This is a genomic window from Streptomyces sp. MB09-01, assembly GCF_033794505.1.
Lineage (GTDB): Bacteria > Actinomycetota > Actinomycetes > Streptomycetales > Streptomycetaceae > Streptomyces.
Window position 1 is genome coordinate 1 of sequence record NZ_JARAYQ010000027.1, and the last position, 17,363, is coordinate 17,363.

20 protein-coding genes are annotated in these 17,363 nt (G+C 69.9%); 15 read left to right on the forward strand and 5 right to left on the reverse strand.

Annotation, left to right across the window (positions count from 1 at the left end):
* From PV721_RS08735 to PV721_RS08755, 5 genes are all read right to left on the reverse strand, one after another.
* Nucleotides 1-429 (reverse strand): group II truncated hemoglobin (locus PV721_RS08735; RefSeq protein ID WP_319722269.1); only part of this gene is annotated, 429 nt, incomplete at its 3' end.
* Between the two features lie 5 nt (nucleotides 430-434).
* On the reverse strand, nucleotides 435-755 hold the full coding sequence (locus PV721_RS08740) for a putative quinol monooxygenase (protein ID WP_319722270.1): 321 nt from the start codon (nucleotides 753-755) through the stop codon (nucleotides 435-437).
* A 73-nt stretch (nucleotides 756-828) separates the two neighbouring features.
* A complete protein-coding gene (locus PV721_RS08745) occupies nucleotides 829-1,338 on the reverse strand; it encodes a hypothetical protein (protein ID WP_319722271.1) in 510 nt (169 codons plus the stop codon).
* Nucleotides 1,339-1,392: 54 nt separating this feature from the next.
* Nucleotides 1,393-3,129 carry an FAD-dependent oxidoreductase gene (locus tag PV721_RS08750; protein ID WP_319722272.1) on the reverse strand — a complete coding sequence of 579 codons (1,737 nt, stop codon included), beginning with the start codon at nucleotides 3,127-3,129 and terminating at the stop codon, nucleotides 1,393-1,395.
* A complete protein-coding gene (locus tag PV721_RS08755) occupies nucleotides 3,126-3,398 on the reverse strand; it encodes a UBP-type zinc finger domain-containing protein (RefSeq protein WP_319722273.1) in 273 nt (90 codons plus the stop codon). Before PV721_RS08755 ends, PV721_RS08750 begins: the two co-directional genes overlap by 4 nt.
* Before the next feature lie 281 nt (nucleotides 3,399-3,679).
* On the opposite strand from PV721_RS08755, the gene PV721_RS08760 reads away from it, so the two are divergent.
* The 15 genes from PV721_RS08760 to PV721_RS08830 are packed head-to-tail and all read left to right on the forward strand — an operon-like array spanning nucleotide 3,680 to nucleotide 17,345.
* Nucleotides 3,680-4,504: a type 1 glutamine amidotransferase domain-containing protein gene (locus PV721_RS08760; RefSeq protein ID WP_319722274.1), complete on the forward strand. Its 825-nt coding sequence runs from the start codon at nucleotides 3,680-3,682 to the stop codon at nucleotides 4,502-4,504.
* Between the two features lie 42 nt (nucleotides 4,505-4,546).
* Entirely contained in the window at nucleotides 4,547-6,184 is a 1,638-nt protein-coding gene (locus PV721_RS08765) for a thiamine pyrophosphate-binding protein (RefSeq protein WP_319722275.1), read from the forward strand.
* 43 nt (nucleotides 6,185-6,227) lie between these two features.
* Nucleotides 6,228-6,662: a nuclear transport factor 2 family protein gene (locus tag PV721_RS08770; protein ID WP_319722276.1), complete on the forward strand. Its 435-nt coding sequence runs from the start codon at nucleotides 6,228-6,230 to the stop codon at nucleotides 6,660-6,662.
* A 23-nt stretch (nucleotides 6,663-6,685) separates the two neighbouring features.
* Nucleotides 6,686-7,141 carry a nuclear transport factor 2 family protein gene (locus tag PV721_RS08775; RefSeq protein WP_319722277.1) on the forward strand — a complete coding sequence of 152 codons (456 nt, stop codon included), beginning with the start codon at nucleotides 6,686-6,688 and terminating at the stop codon, nucleotides 7,139-7,141.
* A gap of 12 nt (nucleotides 7,142-7,153) precedes the next feature.
* Complete coding sequence (locus PV721_RS08780; RefSeq protein ID WP_319722278.1) at nucleotides 7,154-7,525, forward strand: nuclear transport factor 2 family protein; 372 nt, start codon at nucleotides 7,154-7,156, stop codon at nucleotides 7,523-7,525.
* 10 nt (nucleotides 7,526-7,535) lie between these two features.
* Nucleotides 7,536-9,140: a GMC family oxidoreductase gene (locus PV721_RS08785; RefSeq protein ID WP_319722279.1), complete on the forward strand. Its 1,605-nt coding sequence runs from the start codon at nucleotides 7,536-7,538 to the stop codon at nucleotides 9,138-9,140.
* On the forward strand, nucleotides 9,133-9,744 hold the full coding sequence (locus tag PV721_RS08790) for a DJ-1/PfpI family protein (protein WP_319722280.1): 612 nt from the start codon (nucleotides 9,133-9,135) through the stop codon (nucleotides 9,742-9,744). Before PV721_RS08785 ends, PV721_RS08790 begins: the two co-directional genes overlap by 8 nt.
* Nucleotides 9,744-10,202 (forward strand): VOC family protein, encoded by a 459-nt coding sequence (locus tag PV721_RS08795; protein ID WP_319722281.1) that lies wholly within the window; start codon nucleotides 9,744-9,746, stop codon nucleotides 10,200-10,202. The genes PV721_RS08790 and PV721_RS08795 overlap by 1 nt, the downstream gene beginning before the upstream one ends.
* Nucleotide 10,203: 1 nt before the next feature.
* Entirely contained in the window at nucleotides 10,204-12,027 is a 1,824-nt protein-coding gene (locus PV721_RS08800; protein WP_319722282.1) for an AGE family epimerase/isomerase, read from the forward strand.
* Between the two features lie 37 nt (nucleotides 12,028-12,064).
* On the forward strand, nucleotides 12,065-12,409 hold the full coding sequence (locus PV721_RS08805) for an STAS domain-containing protein (protein ID WP_319722283.1): 345 nt from the start codon (nucleotides 12,065-12,067) through the stop codon (nucleotides 12,407-12,409).
* Nucleotides 12,406-14,544, forward strand: a complete 2,139-nt coding sequence (gene glgX, locus PV721_RS08810; protein ID WP_319722284.1) for a glycogen debranching protein GlgX — start codon at nucleotides 12,406-12,408, stop codon at nucleotides 14,542-14,544. Before PV721_RS08805 ends, glgX begins: the two co-directional genes overlap by 4 nt.
* Before the next feature lie 16 nt (nucleotides 14,545-14,560).
* Nucleotides 14,561-14,872, forward strand: a complete 312-nt coding sequence (locus PV721_RS08815; protein ID WP_319722285.1) for an STAS domain-containing protein — start codon at nucleotides 14,561-14,563, stop codon at nucleotides 14,870-14,872.
* Nucleotides 14,869-15,342 carry an anti-sigma regulatory factor gene (locus PV721_RS08820; protein WP_319722286.1) on the forward strand — a complete coding sequence of 158 codons (474 nt, stop codon included), beginning with the start codon at nucleotides 14,869-14,871 and terminating at the stop codon, nucleotides 15,340-15,342. Before PV721_RS08815 ends, PV721_RS08820 begins: the two co-directional genes overlap by 4 nt.
* Entirely contained in the window at nucleotides 15,324-16,583 is a 1,260-nt protein-coding gene (locus PV721_RS08825; RefSeq protein WP_319722287.1) for a PP2C family protein-serine/threonine phosphatase, read from the forward strand. The genes PV721_RS08820 and PV721_RS08825 overlap by 19 nt, the downstream gene beginning before the upstream one ends.
* Nucleotides 16,584-17,345, forward strand: coding sequence for a MinD/ParA family protein (locus PV721_RS08830; RefSeq protein ID WP_319722288.1), 762 nt, complete (start codon nucleotides 16,584-16,586; stop codon nucleotides 17,343-17,345).
* Nucleotides 17,346-17,363: the final 18 nt, after the last annotated feature.

Below are 17,363 nucleotides of genomic sequence, written 5' to 3' on the forward strand. Positions count from 1 at the left end.
CCAGACCGGGATCTTGGCCGCGTCCACCGGGGGTGGGTTGGGGCCCGAGTAGATCAGGGCCATGCGCGTGCCCCACTCGATGTAGTAGGCGAAGACGCCGCGGAACTCGGGGTCCGTCGGGAGGCCGACCTCGTCGGCCGTGTCCATGAGCAGGTCCACCCAGCGGCGGCGCTGCTTCTCGGTGATCGCGCGGCCCAGGTGCTTGGTGGCCATGTGCTGGTGGCCGCCGTGGTGGTCGGTGTAGTCCGAGGGGCCGCCGAAGACCTCCGACAGCCAGACCGCGACGTGCTGCGGGTGCTCCGAGTCCATGCCGGCGAAGACCGGGGCCAGGATCTCGTCCTGCAGGGCGTGGGCGTAGAAGGCGTCGGTGAGGCGTTCCATCGCCTCCGCGCCGCCCATCCACTCGTAGATGGTGGGTGTGGTGCTCATCGTCGTCAGGTGGCCTTTCCCGTGCCCACGACGCCCGTCACGAGGTAGTGCTGCATCTCCTCGATGGCCGTCACGTACGGCCGGATCGCGCTGAAGAACGCCGGGAAGTGCTCGCCCTTGCGGAATCCGCCCAGGTGGGCCTCGATCGAGGTCCAGCGGATGCGCAGGATGTAGCGCTCCTTCTCCTCCTCGCACCGGGCCAGTTCGTAGTCGATGCACTCGGGTGACGCGGCCAGGGCCTCGGCGGCCCGGGCGTACGCGTCCTCGAAGGCCGGCTGGTCGTCCAATGCGATCCGGTAGCGGATGTATTCGACGGTGGTGGTCATGGGTGCGTGCCCCTCCCTGGTTGGTGGTCCCGGCCAGCCTTACGCGATCATGCGCCGGAGTGGGGCTGATCGGTCATTCGGACCCGGACTTCCTGGAGTCGGTCCCGCCGGAGACGTCCGGGCCCTGCTCGCGGACCTGTCGGACCGTGTCCAGGGAGTCGCGCAGTTCGGTCAGCCAGGTGTCGGTGTTGCGCCCGACGAGGCGGACGCACCAGGCCAGGGCGTCGGCCCGGCTGCGGGCGACCCCGCCGGCGACCAGGGTGTCGAGGACCTGGCGTTCGGACTGGCGCAGACGGGTCATGACCGGCACGGCGAGGTGGGTGAAGAGCGTCGTCTCCTCACCCGCCCGCACGCCCCAGGCGACCTTGCGGCGGTAGAGGGACTCGGCCTCGCGGGCCACCTCGATGCGTTGTTCGCGGGTGCGTTCGCGGAACTCCTTGACCGACTCGGTCGCCGGTATGACGCCGACGACCGTGATCTCCTCGCGGTCGGCCGTGACCGAGACGAGGGACTCGTAGACGTCCACCGGCAGGCGCTCGGCGAACCACGCGCGGAGCTGTTCGCTCTGTTCGGCTGTAATCATGTAATCAACGTTGCATCCGATACCTTCTTGATCGCAAGGACTTCGTGTTCGCCGTCAGCCCATCGAGCGGTAGCGGTGGATCAGGGAGACGGCCATCGCGCCCTCGCCCACGCCCGAGGCGACCCGCTTGACCGAGTGGGCGCGGACGTCCCCCGCCGCGAAGACGCCGGGGACGCTCGTCTCCAGCGGGTAGGGGGCCCGCTCCAGGCTCCACTCGGCCGGGAGCTCGCCGCCGTTCGCGATCAGGTCCGAGCCGGTGAGGACGAAGCCGTACTCGTCCCGCTCGACGACGCCGGCGAGCCAGTCGGTGTGCGGGCGGGCGCCGATGAAGGTGAACATGAACCGGGCCGGGACCTCCGTGTTATCGCCCGTGTCCGCGTCGTGGAGGGTCAGCCGCTCCAGGTGTTCGTCGCCGTCGAGGCGGACCACCGTCGTGCGGACCCTGACCTCGATGTTCGGGGTGCGGTCGATCTCGTCGATCAGGTAGCGGGACATGCTCGCGTCCAGGGAGGCCGCGCGGACCAGGATCGTCACCCGGGCCGCGTACTTGGCGAAGTGCACCGCCGCCTGGCCGGCCGAGTTGGCGCCGCCCACGATGAACACGTGCTGCGAGATGCAGGCGGAGCTCTCGGTGGTGGCCGCGCCGTAGTAGAGCCCCGCGCCCTCGAAGCGGTCCGCGCCGGGGGCCTCCAGGCGGTTGTACGAGACGCCGGTGGCCAGCAGGACCGTCTCCGCGCTGATCTCCGTGCCGTCCGCCAGGGTGAGGATCTTCGCCGGGTCGTCCCGGCTCAGCGAGACCACCTCCACCGGGTGCAGGATCTCGGCGCCGAACCGGGAGGCCTGGATCGTGGCCCGGCGGGTCAGGTCGCCGCCCGAGAGGCCCGAGGGGAAGCCCAGGTAGTTCTCGATCAGGCTGGAGGTGCCGGCCTGGCCGCCCGGGGCGCGGGAGTCCAGCATCAGCGTGGAGAGGCCTTCGGAGGCCGAGTAGACCCCGGCCGCCAGGCCCGCCGGGCCCGCGCCGACGATGACGCACTCGTAGTGCGGCCGCGAGGCGGTGGTGGCCAGGCCCAGGCGCTGGGCGAGCTGGGTGTCGGTGGGGGCGGAGAGCACCGTGCCGTCCGGGAAGCGCACGAGGGGGAGCGCGCCGTCGGGCTGGGCCGCGATCAGCGTCAGCGCCTCGGGGTCCCGTTCGACGTTGAGGAAGCGGAACGGCTGGCCGTTGCGGGTGAAGAAGTCCCGGACGGCGTGGGTGCCGGGGGAGACCAGGTGGCCCGCGACGATGATCCCGTCGTACGCCGGGCGGTAGGTGGCCAGCCAGTCCGACAGCAGGTCGTCCAGGACGGGGAAGAGCCGCTCGTGCGGCGGGTCCCACGGCTTGAGCAGGTAGTAGTCCAGCCGGACCCGGTTGATGGCGGTGATCGCCGCGTCGGTCTCCGCGTAGGCGGTCAGCAGCACCCGGCGGGCGTCCGGGAAGCGGCTGACCGCCTCCAGGAGGAACTCGACGCCGGTGACGTCGGGCATCCGCTGGTCCACGAGGAACAGCGCCGGGTCGTGGCCGCGTTCGTCGAGGGAGTCCAGGATCTTCAGGGCGTCGGCCGCCGAGGAGGCGCCGAGCACCCGGTAGCGGTCGCCGTAGGCGCTGCGCAGGTCGCGGCGGACGGCGCGCAGCACCTGCGGGTCGTCGTCCACGGCCAGGATGACCGGCTTCTTGTTCTCCGCCCGCTCGGCGGCGGCCGCCGCGGACACGGCGAGGGCGGCGGGGGCGGCGGAGCTCTCCGGTGCCGCGCTCATGCCGGGTCCAGCATCAGCTTGTCGGCGTAGCACCAGGCCCAGTCCTCGCCGGGCTCGTGGGAGGCGGCTATGGCGTGCTCGGTGGTCCGGTAGTGCCGGGTGGCGTGACGGTTCTTCGACGAGTCGCAGCATCCGACGTGCCCGCAGCTGAGGCACATCCGCAGGTGCACCCAGGTGTCGCCGGCGGCGAGGCACTCCTCGCAGCCCGCGGCCGTCGGTTTCACCGGACGTATCTGATCGATGTGTGTGCACAACAGGTCCGTCGTCATCGTCCCCGTCCCTCTCTGGTGCTCGTTCACCAACACGGCCCGCGCGCCCGTGATTCACGGCGCGTCCAGACCATAGGGCGGGGACGCGGTAATGGTTCATCGAATCAGCCGAAGTCAGGTAGTCCTGAAGCTACTTCCTGACGTCCGCGGGTGACTTCCTGAGGTGCTGCCATCACCTGGGCGGCTACCTCACGAAGTCGCATGCCAGCGCTTTGACGCACGCCCCGGGCGCGGCCAGTGTGGGGGACGCCAACGACAACAGGCGGCGCCTGGAGGAATACGTGAGCAGAAAGATTCTGGTCATTGTCTCCGAACACGGTTACTGGGCCGAAGAACTGATCGGACCCGTATCGAAGTTCGACGAGCGGGGCTACGAGGTCATATTCGCCACGCCGACCGGAAAGCGTGCACACGCTCTTCCGCCGAGCCTCGACGCGAACTACATCGATCCTCCACTGGGACGCTCGGTCACCAGCGAGGAGAACGCCCGGCTGGGGCGGGAGTTCGAGCAGTCGAGCCGGCTGGACTCGCCGCTCGACATCGAGGCGTGGGTCCCCGAGCGTCCGTACACGAGCGACGAGGGCTACCTGCGCAAGCTGGAGCAGTACCACCGGGACCTCGACAAGCTCGACGCCGACGTCGCGGACTACGACGCGATCCTCATCGTCGGCGGCAGCGGCCCGATCGCGGACCTCGCCAACAACGAGCGCGTGCACGCCCTGATCCTGGCCTTCGAGAAGGCCGGCAAGGTCGTGGCCGCCGAGTGCTACGGGGTCGCCTGCCTGGCCTTCGCCCGGGACTGGAGCGACCGCAGGAGCATCATCCGGGGCAAGCACGTGACCGGCCACTGCAAGGAGTACGACTACAAGGACGGCACCGGATTCCTCGGTACCGACTTCAACATGGGGCCGCCGCCGTATCCGCTGGAGTACATCCTGCGCGATGCGACGGGTCCGCGCGGCGCGTATCACGGGAACTTCGGCAAGCCGGTCTCGGTGATCGTCGACTTCCCCTTCGTCACCGGACGTTCCACCCCCGATTCGTACCTCACGGGGCAGAAGATCGTGGAAGTCCTGGAGGACGGTCTCACCCGATACGGCTGGTAATCCCGGAGGCCGCAGAGAAATTGGAGAGTTGAGGGGGAATTCATGGAAGCCACTCCCGGACGGGAAAGGCTGATCGAGCAGTTCAAGGCCGACGGCCTGAATGTGATGTTCGGAAATCCGGGGACGGTGGAACAAGGATTCCTCGACGCGGTGGACGCGGCGGAGGACTTCACCTACATCCTCGCCCTCCAGGAAACCGTCGCCGCCGGCATCGCCGACGGGTACGCCCGGGCGACCGGCGGCGCGGCCCTGCTCCAGCTGCACTCCGGGGTGGGGCTCGGCAACGGCATCGGCATGCTCTACCAGTCGCTGCGCGGCCACACCCCGCTCGTCGTGGTCGCCGGTGACGCCGGGGTCCGCTACGACGCCATGGACGCCCAGATGGCGTCCGACCTGGTGGCGATGGCCAAGCCGGTGACGAAGTACGCGACCCGGGTCACCGACCGGAACTCCGTGCTCCGCACCATCCGGCGCGCCGTGAAGATCGCGCTCACCCCGCCCCGGGGGCCCGTGTTCGTGGCGCTGCCGATGGACGTGCTGGACGAGCTCAACTCCGAGCCCGTGCTGCCGGCCACGGTGCCGCTCACGGACGTGGCGCCCTCGCCGGCCTCGGTGGGGCGGGCGGCCGAGCTGCTCGCCTCCGCGCAGATGCCGGTGGTCCTCGTCGGGGACGGGGTCTCGCTCTCCGGGGCGCAGAACGAGCTCGCCGCCGTCGCCGAGCTGCTGGGCGCCGACGTGTACGAGGTCGACTCGTCCGAGGTCAACATCGCGGCCTCGCACCCGCTGCGGCGCGGCCAGACGGGCCACATGTTCGGCCCTCACAGCAAGGAGCTGGTGGGGGAGGCCGACGGGGTGCTGATCGTCGGCACCTATGTCTTCCCGGAGGTGTTCCCCGAGCTGGAGAACCCCTTCCGGGCGGGCGCCAAGGTCGTCCACATCGACCTCAACGCCTACGAGATCGCCAAGAACCACCCCGTGGACCTGGGTTTGGCCGCCGACCCCAGGCAGGCGCTGCGCGCGCTGGCCGGCGTACTGGACCGGCTGCTGAGCCCGCAGCAGCGGGCCGCGGCGTCCGCCCGGCTCGACGTACGGACCCGGGAGCGGGCCCGCGCGGCGCAGGCGGCCACGGACGACGGCACGCCGATGGCCGTCTTCCTGAAGACCCTGGCCGAGCGGACCGGCGGGGACCTGATCGTCTTCGACGAGGCGCTGACCACCTCGCCGCTGGTCACGCGGTACCTGCCGGCGGAGCGCCCCGGCGACTACCACCTCACCCGGGGCGGTTCGCTCGGCGTGGGCTTCCCGGGCGCGGTCGGCGCGAAGCTGGCCCGGCCGGACCGCCTCGTCGTCGGCTTCGCGGGCGACGGCGGGTCGATGTACACGTACCAGGCGCTGTGGACCGCCGCCCGGCACGGCATCGACGCCAAGTTCGTGGTCTGCAACAACCGCAAGTACCGGCTGCTGGACGACAACATCGCCGAGTACTGGCGGGAGCGGGACATTCCGGAGCACGGCTTCCCGGGCTCCTTCGACCTCTCGCACCCCGAGATCGACTTCGCCGGGCTGGCCCGGTCGCTCGGCGCCGGCGGGATGCGCGTGGAGAAGCCGGACGAGGCGGTCTCCGCCGTGGGCCGGATGCTGTCCCACCCCGGCCCCTTCCTCGTCGACATCCAGATCTGACAGCCATCCGACGCAAGTCCCCGTACGGACAGGAGGAGACCGCATGCCCGCCGAGCGGCAGCTGACCGAGGACGCGATCCGCAGTTTCGCCGAGCAGTGGTACGTGGCGCTGGACCAGCACGTGGGGGCGGCCGACGTGCTCGCCCTGATCACCGAGGACCTGGAGTTCAAGGTCCCCGAGGACACCTTCCTCGGACATGAGGGCTTCGGACGCTGGTACGAGGCCGTCACCAACCGCTTCTTCGACGAGGTGCACACGGTCACGAAGGTGGAACCCGTCATCGAGGGCGACCGGGCCGTCGTCCGGGTCCTCGTCAACTGGCAGGCCAAGATCTGGAACCCGCCGGCTGCCCGCAGCGAGTGGCTCGGCTTCGACGCCGATCAGACGTGGACCGTGGTCGCCGGTCCGAACGGACCGCTGATCAAGCAGTACACCGTCAACGACCTGGCGCCGATGCCCGGTTCCGGCTCCCTCTGACCGCCGGCGAAGGAGAAGCGACCATGACCGAAGTGACGCAGGAGGGGGTGCGGGCGGCCTACGCCGCCCTCGGCTCCGGCGACCGGGCGCGCATCCTGGAGTACTACTCCGAGGACCTGCGCTGGCTGGTGCCGGGCAACCACCCGCTGGCCGGCTGGTACGACAGCCTGGACGCCTTCCTGGAGCTCATGGGGCAGACCCACAAGCTCACCGGCGGCACCTTCCGGATGGACCTGGAGGCCGTCCTCGTCGGCGAGGACTGTTCCGCCGACGTCTGCCGCAACGTCGCCCTGCGGGCCGGCGCGGACGGGACGAGCGGGTCCCCGTACGAGCGGATGGACTACCCGGTCTTCCACTACATGCGCTGGCAGGACGGCCGGATCGTCGAGGGCCGCGACGGGCTCTTCGGGGACACGGCGTCCGCCTTCAGCCAGTTCTGGGCGCCGTTCGCGCCGGACGGAACCCGCAGGGACCGATAGGGGATGAGCGCGATGGACGCACGACAGATCCTTCAGAAGTACTACGAGTACGCCAACGCCGGGGACTGGGACCGCTGGTGCGACCTGTTCGCCGACGACCAGGTCATGGACGAGCAGCTGGCCGGCCACATCGAGGGACTCGAAGTCCTGCGCTCGATGATGAAGGGCATGGGCACGATGTACCGGATGTTCCGGAACGAGCCCGTGCACTTCCTCGTCGACGGTGAGAAGGCCGCGGCCGTCTCGCACCTGACCGCGGTCAGCGCCTCGGGCGAGCCCATCGAGGCCGAGGTCATGAACTTCTTCCGGATCGTGGACGGAAAGATCGCCTACATGGCGAACTACCACGACACGGTTCCCTTCCAGGTGCTGGGCCAGGGCTGAAGGGGGACCCGTGAGCGTGGAAGAGTACGACTACATCGTCGTGGGCTCCGGCACCGCGGGCAGTGTCCTCGCGGGCCGGCTCTCCGAGGACCCGGACGTCTCCGTCCTCGTCCTGGAGGCGGGCGGCTCCCGGATCCCGCCCGAGGTGGACGACCCGTCCTCCTGGTACAAGCTCCTCGGCGGGCCCGTGGACTGGGGCTACACCAGCACCCCGCAGCCCGGCCTGGACGGCCGCCGCACGTACGAACCGCGCGGCAAGGCCCCCGGCGGCAGCAGCAACCTCTACATCATGATGCACATCCGCGGCCACGCCTCGGACTTCGACGACTGGGCCTACCAGGGCGCGGCCGGCTGGGCGCACGAGGACGTCCTGCCGTACTTCGCCCTGCTGGAGGGCCAGGAGGACGTCACCGCCGCCACCACCGGCACCCGGGGGCCGCAGCGGATCACCAACGCCGGGCGGCACGGCCCCAACCCGGTCTCGCGCGCCTTCATCGACGCCGCCGTCGAGCTGGGCCACGAGGAGATCGCCGACTTCAACACCGACGGGCCCCGGCGCGGCCTCTTCGGCACCGGCTGGCACCACATCGACGCGGCCGACGGCCGCCGCCAGGGCGTCCTCGCCGCCTATCTGGAGCCCGCGCTCGACCGGCCGAACCTGACCCTGCGCACCAATGCGCAGAGCACCCGGCTGCTCTTCGACGGGGACACCTGCACGGGCGTCGAGTACGCCCAGCTCCGGCCCCTCGCCGAGTTCGCCGGCCGGACCGTCCGGGACGCGCACAGCAGCGCCGCGGCGCCCGGGCTGCACACCGTACGGGCCCGCCGGGAGGTGATCGTGGCCGCCGGGGCGATCGAATCCCCGAAGCTGCTGCTGCTCTCCGGCATCGGCCACCCCGAGCAGCTGCGCGAGCACGGCATCGGAGTCACCGCGGCCCTGCCCGGGGTCGGCGAGAACTTCCACAACCACGTCCTGACCGGACTGATGGCCGAGGTCACCCAGGAGCTCCCGCCACCGGCACAGAACCTGTCGGAGAGCGCTCTGTTCCTGTCCTCGCAGCCCGGACTGCCTGCGCCCGACCTCCAGATCGCCTTCGTCCACGTGCCCTTCGACGTGATCGTCGGCCAGGACCACCCCGACACGGTGTCCATCCTGCCCGGTGTCGTACGGCCGGTGTCGCGCGGCTGGATCAGGCTCGCGAGCGCCGACCCGCTGGCCCACCCGCTGATCAACCCGAACTACCTGGGCGACCGCTGGGACCTGGAGCGGATGGTGCAGGGCGTCAAGACCGCCCGGGAGATCTTCGCGACCTCCGCGTTCTCCCCCTGGTACAAGCAGGAGCTCCAGCCCGGACCCGGCTACGTGAGCGACGACGACCTGCGGGCCTTCGTGAAGCAGAAGTCGGAGAGCTACCACCACCAGGCCGGCTCCTGCCGCATGGGCCTCGACGACCTCTCCGTCGTCGACCCGGAGCTGCGGGTGCACGGCGTACGGAACCTGCGCGTCGTCGACGCCAGCGTGATGCCCGCGGTCCCGTCGGGCAACTGCCACACCGCCATCGCGATGATCGCCGAGCGCGCGGCGGACTTCCTGAGGGGGGTGTCCCGTGCCTGACGCCGTGCTGCGCGAGGGTGCGCTGTCCGGGACCCGGATCGCGGTCCTGGTCGAGAGCGACTACTACGAGCCGGAGATCTTCTACTACCAGCACCGGTTCGCGGAGGAGGGTGCCGAGGTCGACTTCCTGACCCGGCTGTGGGGCAACGACTCCCTCACCTTCACCGGGCACGAGTACCGGGCGCCCTTCACCGCGAACCAGTCCCTGGAGGGGCTGAGCGACGAGGACCTGCGCCGCTACGCGGCGGTCATCGTGCCCTCCGGCATGGTCGCCGACCGGCTGCGCTACACCGAGGACGTGGACCGGCCGGCCCCGGCGACGGAACTGCTGCGCCGGGCCTTCGAGGAGCCGACGGTCCTCAAGGGGATCATCTGCCACGGCATGTGGCTGGCCTCCTCGATCCCGGACAAGGTGCGCGGCCGCAAGGTGGTCTGCCACAACAACCTCATCGGGGACGTCCGCAACATGGGCGGCCAGTACGTCGACGAGGACGTGGTGGTGGACGGGGACCTGGTCACCGGCCGCACCGGCGCCCACCACCACCTGTTCGCCCGCCGCATCATCGAGCTGATCGCGGCCGGACGGGGCCGGGGAGCCGGCTGATGGCGGGCACCGCGGACCGGCCGATGGTCTGGTCGCACGTGGGCCTCAACTGCAGGGACCAGAAGACGACCGAGGACTTCTACACCCGCCACTTCGGCTTCGCCCGGGCCCGGGTGGTCGACCTCGGAGAGGCCGAGATCGTCTTCCTGCGCAAGGGGGACGCGTACCTGGAGCTCTTCGCGGCCGACGCCGAACCGGCCCGCGAGGCACACGACGACGGGCCGCAGGCGCCCGGCCGGATGCGCCACCTGGCCTTCCAGACCGACAGCGTGGACGCGTTCCTGGCATCGCTCGGCGACGCGGCCGAAGTGACCCTGGGTCCGCTGGACTTCGACGACTTCATCTGCGGGTGGCGGACCGTGTGGGTCCGCGATCCCGACGGGGTGATCGTCGAGGTCAGCCAGGGATATGAGGACGACCGCTCTCACGAGGGCTCTCACGACAAGGACGGTGCTTGACATGGCGGATGCCGTGAGCTTCTCCTTCTCCGACACCATCGCCGGCTACGTCGAACGCTTCGACTCCGGGTCGCGCGTGCTGCGTCTGAAGACCTCCGACGGGCGCGGGTTCGACGTCTCGCTCGACGGCGCCCCCAGCGCCGAGCTGGTCCGCAACCTGGACGAGCCCTACATCGACGCCTCCGGGCACATCGACGAGATGCTCTCGCCGGGCCGGTTCCTCTTCGTCTACGGAGTCCACTACCCGGAGCACGGCGGGCGGTTCGACGCCAAGCGCCTGGTCTTCCTGGGCCGCGGCGCCGAGGACTACCGCTTCGAGGAGCCCAGCTGGTGGATCAAGCAGATCGAGTCGCTGGCCGACTTCTACAAGCGGGCGCAGTTCGGCGACGGGCCGGTGGACTTCACCGAGTACCGCACCGAGATCCGGCTCGGCGGTGACAAGACCGCCAGCCACGTCCAGGAGACCGACACGATCTCCCGCCTGGTCTACGGCATGGCCTCCGCCTACCTGCTGACCGGCAAGGACGAGTACCTGGAGGTCGCCGAGCGCGGCACCGAGTACCTGCGCAAGCACATGCGGGTCGTGGACAGCGAGGAGGACGTGGTCTTCTGGTACCACGGCATCAGCGTCGACGGGGACAGCGAGCGCAAGCTCTTCACCTCGGAGTTCTCCGACGACTACGACGCGATCCCGATGTACGAGCAGATCTACGCGTTGGCCGGCCCCATCCAGACGTACCGGGTCACCGGCGACGTCCGGATCAAGAACGACGCGGACGCCACCATCCGGCTGTTCGACAAGTTCTTCTTCGACCCGGAGCAGGGCGGCTACTACTCGCACATCGACCCGATCCTCTTCAGCGCGGACCACGAGTCCCTCGGCGAGAACGCCGAGCGCAAGAACTGGAACTCGGTCGGCGACCACGCGCCCGCGTACCTGATCAACCTCTACCTGGCGACGGGGGAGCAGAAGTACGCCGACTTCCTCGAGTACACCTTCGACACCATCGCGGACAAGTTCCCGGACTACAAGAACAGCCCCTTCGTCCAGGAGCGCTTCTTCCGCGACTGGTCGCACGACACCGCCCACAGCTGGCAGCAGAACCGTGCGGTCGTCGGCCACAACCTGAAGATCGCCTGGAACCTGATGCGGATGAACTCGCTGAAGGCCAAGCCCGCGTACGAGGACCTCGCCAAGAAGATCGGCGAGATCATGCCGGCGGTCGGCAGCGACGTGCAGCGCGGCGGCTGGTACGACGTCGTCGAGCGGATCAAGTCCGGGGACGAGGAGACGTATCGTTTCGCCTGGCACGACCGCAAGGCCTGGTGGCAGCAGGAGCAGGCGATCCTCGCCTACCTCATCCTGAACGGCACGGTCGGCGGCGAGGCGAACCTGCGCGAGGCCCGGCAGGCGCAGTCCTTCTACAACACCTTCTTCCTCGACCACGACGAGGGCGCCGTCTACTTCAACGTGCTCGCCAGCGGTACGCCGTACCTGCTCGGCACCGAGCGCCTCAAGGGCAGCCACTCGATGTCCATGTACCACTCGGCAGAGCTCTGCTACCTCTCCGCCGTCTACAACAACCTGCTCATCAACGGCCGGGAGATGGACTTCCACTTCCAGCCCGACCCGACCGACCTGCCCGACCGCGTCCTGCGCGTCTCGCCCGACCTGCTCCCGGCCGGCTCGGTGCGGATCGCGTCCGTGGAGATCGACGAGAAGCCGTACACGGACTTCGACGCGGACGCCCTCACGGTGCGGCTGCCCGACGTCCAGGGCCGGGTGAAGGTCAAGGTGCGGCTGCGTCCAGTGGCCAAGAAGTAGCGCTCAACGGGGGGCGCCCCAACCAGAGGGGAATGCAATGACTCTCAACGTCAAGGAACGCCGGAACAAGACGGGCACCGTGCTCGTCGCCACCGGCGAGATCAACAGCGAGACATCCGGATCGCTGCTCCAGGCCCTGCTGCCGCTCGTCCGCGAGGGCAAGCCGCTGAAGATCGACCTCACGGCCGTCACCTACGTCTCCAGCGCCGGCCTGCGCACCCTGCTCGTCGTCTACCGCGAGGCGCAGCACGCCGGCGTCGCCGTCACCCTCTACGGGGTGAGCGAGGAAGTCCGGTTCGTCATGTCGGCCACCGGCTTCCTCGACTTCTTCGAGACCGGCGAGGCCGTCGCGGCGGCCGCCAAGGCCAAGGCCGCACGATGAGCGAGACCCGGTCCGAGCAGGTCCTGCGCGTCGACGCGTACCCGACCCACGAGGTGGGCGGGTACCGCGTCCGCGCGGGCAAACCGTTCCCCTTCGGGGCCAACGTGGTCCCCGGCGGGGTCAGCTTCTCCGTCTTCTCCGACCAGGCCACCTCCATGACCCTGGTCATCTACAAGCGCGGAGAGCCCGAACCGATGGCCGAACTGGAGTTCCCCGAGGAATTCCGCACCGGCAGCGTGTTCGCCATGACCGTCTTCGGCCTCGACCACGAGAACATCGAGTACGGGTACCGGGCCGACGGCCCCTACGACCCGGTCACCGGCCACCGCTTCGACGCCCGGCAGGTCCTCTCCGACCCGTACGCCCGGCTGATCGCGGGCCGTGACGTGTGGGGCGTGGAGCCGGACCGCAGCCGCGGCTACCAGTACCGCTCCCGCGTCTGCCTCCAGGACTTCGACTGGGGCGACGACACGCCGCTGGGCATCCCCGCCGAGGACCTCGTCGTCTACGAGGCCCACGTGCGCGGCTTCACCCGGCACCCCAACTCGCAGGTCACCGCGCCCGGCACGTTCGCCGGGCTGCGCGAGAAGATCCCGTACCTCAAGGAACTCGGGATCAACTGCATCGAGCTCCTGCCGGTGTTCGAGTTCGACGAGAGCGACAACCCGCGCTCCAACCCGGAGACGGGCGAGCGGCTCTTCGACTACTGGGGCTACAACACCGTCTCCTTCTTCGCGCCCAAGGCCGGCTACGCGGCCACCGGGCGGTACGGGATGCAGGGGGACGAGTTCCGCACCCTGATCAAGGACCTGCACGCGGCCGGCATCGAGGTCATCCTCGACGTCGTCTTCAACCACACCGCCGAAGGCAACGAGCAGGGCCCGACGATCTCCTTCAAGGGGCTCGACAACGCCACGTACTACATGCTCACGCCCGAGGGGTACTACTTCAACTTCAGCGGCACCGGCAACACCGTCAACTGCAACCACCCCGTCGTGCGCAACTACGTGCTCGACTGCCTGCGCCACTGGGTCGCCGACTATCACATCGACGGCTTCCGCTTCGACCTCGCGGCCATCCTCGGCCGGGCCCTGGACGGCACCCCGCTGCCCAACCCGCCGCTGCTGGAACTGCTCGCCTACGACCCGGTCCTGCGGCACACCAAGCTCATCGCCGAGGCCTGGGACGCCGGCGGCCTCTACGAGGTCGGCAACTTCCCGGCGTACGGCCGCTGGGCGGAGTGGAACGGCAAGTACCGCGACACCGTGCGCCGCTTCCTCAAGGGGGACGCCGGGGTCACCGGGGAACTGGCCACCCGCATCGCCGGCTCGCCCGACCTGTACGCCGGCCGCGGCACCGCCGCCTCGGTCAACTTCCTGACCGCGCACGACGGATTCACCCTCGCCGACCTGGTCTCCTACAACGACAAGCACAACGACGCCAACGGTGAGAACAGCAACGACGGCGCCAACGACAACAACAGCTGGAACTGCGGCGCCGAGGGGCCCACCGACGACCCGGGGATCAACGCGCTGCGCACGCGTCAGATGAAGAACGCGCTCGCCATCCTCTTCACCAGCCAGGGCATCCCGATGCTGCTGTCCGGGGACGAGGTCGCGCGCACCCAGCAGGGCAACAACAACACGTACTGCCAGGACAACGAACTCTCCTGGTTCGACTGGGACCAGGTCGACCGGAACGCCGAACTGCTGCGGTTCACGCGGGAGATGATCGCCTTCCGCAAACACCACCGCGAGCTGCGCTCCACCGCCCACCCCACCGGCCAGGTCCGCGAGAACCTGGGCCTGCCGGACATCAGCTGGCACGGGGAGCGGGCCTGGCAGCCCGACTGGTCCTCCGAGAGCCGGCTGATCGCCGTGGCCCGCTGCGGCACCGGGGACGACGACGTGGTGTACGTGGCCATGAACTCGCACTGGGAGTCGCACGACCTGGAACTGCCCGCCCTGCCGGGAGGCCGGAGCTGGCACCTGTTCGCCGACACCGGGGCCGAGGCGCCGCACGACATCCGCACCCCCGGCGGCGAGCAGGAACTGGACAACGCCGGGAAGTACCTGATCGGCCCGCGCTCGGTCGTGATCCTGGTGGGCCGTACCGCTGATCCCGAGATGCTGTGACCGAAGGAGACCTGACATGCCGCTTTCCGTGTCCCTCAGCATCGAGGGCGACACCACCGTCATCGAGCTGACGGGCGAGCTCGACGCCAAGACCGCGCCGGAGTTCCACCAGACCATCGAGAAGGCCGCCGGGCACGGCACCAGCACCGTCGAGATCAGGATGGCCGGCGTCGGCTACATGGCCAGCGCCGGACTGCGCTCCCTGGTCTTCGCCCAGCAGAAGGTCGCGAACCACGTCACCATCAAGGTGGTCGGTGCCATCGAGCCCGTGTCCCGGACCATCCGGACGGCCGGACTCGACCGCAGCATCGTGCTCTCCGATGAGTGACCACCGTGACTGACATGGCCGAACTGGCGAGGACTTCCTCCCTGCTGGAGGTGCCCGCGACGGTGGGGGCACTGGGCGACATCGCCGCGTTCGTCCTGCGGCTGGCCGGCCGGGCGGGCCTGGGCAAGCGCGCCACCTACCGGATCCGGCTCGCCGTGGACGAACTGGCCACGAACATCGTGATGCACGGGTACCGGGGCGGCGACGGACGGATCACCGTCCGCGGCCGCTCCGGCCCGGGCGGGGTGCAGATCACCATCGAAGACGCCGCACCCGCCTTCGACCCCGTCGAAGGCCGCCTTCCGCCCGCCCCCGGGGTCCCCCCGGAGAACCGGCGGATCGGTGGCCTCGGCATCCACCTGGCACTGACCAGCGTGGACGAGTTCAGCTACGCGCACCGGGACGGCCGCAACATCAGCACGCTGACCGTGAAGGCTGAGGAGACGGACCGATGCCCTCCACGACCGTGATCATCCTCGACGCGTACCCGCCACCGCCGCCCGAGCTCCTGCAGGCGCTGCGGATCATGGACGCGGAACTCGTCACCCGTACGCTGACGGAGCTGCTCGCGGGCCCGCTGGAACTGCTGCCCGTCGCGGACGTGCTGCTGGCCCCGGCCGAGTCCGACGGGGAGTCCGTCCGCACGGCCGTACGCCGGCTGCGCCGCTGGGCCGGGGCCCCCATCGTCGTCGTCTGGACCGTGACGGAGTTCGCCGCCCTGGAGGCACACGTCCGGATCGGGCACGACTACCTCGTACCACCCTTCCTGCCCGCCCTCGTCGGGGCCCGGCTGCACAGCTGCTCGGAGCGGGCCGGACTCGGCCGCACCCTGCGGGAGGCCGACGCCCGCGCCGAACTCATGGGCTACGAGAAGGAACTGGAGATCGGCCGGGAGATCCAGGCGGGCTTCCTGCCCGAATCACTGCCCGTCCCGGAGGGCTGGGAGATCGACGTGCGCTTCCGGCCGGCCCGGCAGGTCGCCGGGGACTTCTACGACGTCTTCGAGATATCCCGCGGCCGCCGGCTGGCGTTCGTCGTCGCCGACGTCTGCGACAAGGGGGTCGGCGCCGCGCTGTTCATGGCGCTCATCCGCTCCCTGCTCCGGCACACCGCGCAGAACAGCGGCCTGCAGCACCTGGTCGCCGCCGGACGCGCCGGCGGCAGTCGGCGCATCCCGGTCGTCGGCGCCACGCCGCTGCTCAACGCGGTCACCGCCACCAACGGCTACCTCACCCGCAACCACCTGCGGCAGGGCTACTTCGCCACCCTGTTCTTCGGGGTGCTGGACCCGCTCACCGGCAGCCTCGTCTACATCAACGGCGGCCACAACCCGCCCCTGCTGCTGCCCGCCGACGGCAGCCCGCCCCGGACCCTGGACGTCACCGGCCCGGCCGTCGGGGTCCTGCCCGACTGCGTCTACACCCTCGGCTACGCCCAGCTGGACCCGGGCGACACCCTCTTCGCCTTCACCGACGGAGTGCCCGAGGCCCGCTGCCCGAACGGCAGCTTCCTCGGCGACGAACGGATGCTGGAACTGCTCGCCGGCCCTCTGGTGAGCGGCAAGGACGTGGTCGACCGGATGGACCTGGCGGTGCGCGAACACACCGGCACCGCCGAACAGCACGACGACGTCACCATGCTGGCTCTGCACCGGCCACGCGCGGCGCGGGGGCCGCACGCGGACGGCGCCGGGCACCGGGTGGTGGCTTAGGTGGCCCGCACCATCGTGGTGCACTCGCACCGCGGCGGGACGGGCAAGTCCTCGGTCCTGGCGAACCTCGCGCTGCTGATCGCGGCCGGGGGGCGCCGGGTGGGGGTGGTGGACACCGACATCCAGTCACCCACCCTCGACCTGCTCTTCCGGCTCGGACCCGGTGCCTCCCTCGCCGACTACCTCCTCGGCCGCTGCGAGATCGAGGCCACCGCCCAGCAGACGGGCGGCGGTTTCGGATCGGGGCCGGGGGGGCTGTACGTCGTACCGGCGCGGACCGGGACGGCCGCCCTGCGCGAGATCATGACCAGCGGCTACGACGTGGGGCTGCTGCCGGAGGGCTTCGACCGGCTGGCCGAGCACTACGCGCTCGACGTGCTGCTGCTCGACACCCACGCAGGACTCAACAACGAGTCGGTGACCGCCATGGCGAGCGCCGACGTACTGATGATCATGGCGCGGGCGGACCGGATCGACCTCTCCGGGGTCGAGGAGACCATCGCCCTCGCCGGCCGCCTGACCTGCCGGCGGATCCTGGTGCTGAGCATGGCCCCCGAGGGCATCGACCGGGAGAACGCCCGGCGGCGCGCCGAGGAGGTCTACGGGGCACCGCTGGCCGGAATCCTTCCGTACTCGCCGGAAATGGCGGCCCTGCACGGGGAACGCATATTCGCAGATGCCCACCCCGGCCACCCTCTGGTCGGTGAATTCCGCACCATCATCTCGGCGTTGGACGCACGTGACGAAGTATCGCGGGCCTGACGTCTCCCCCTTACGCCC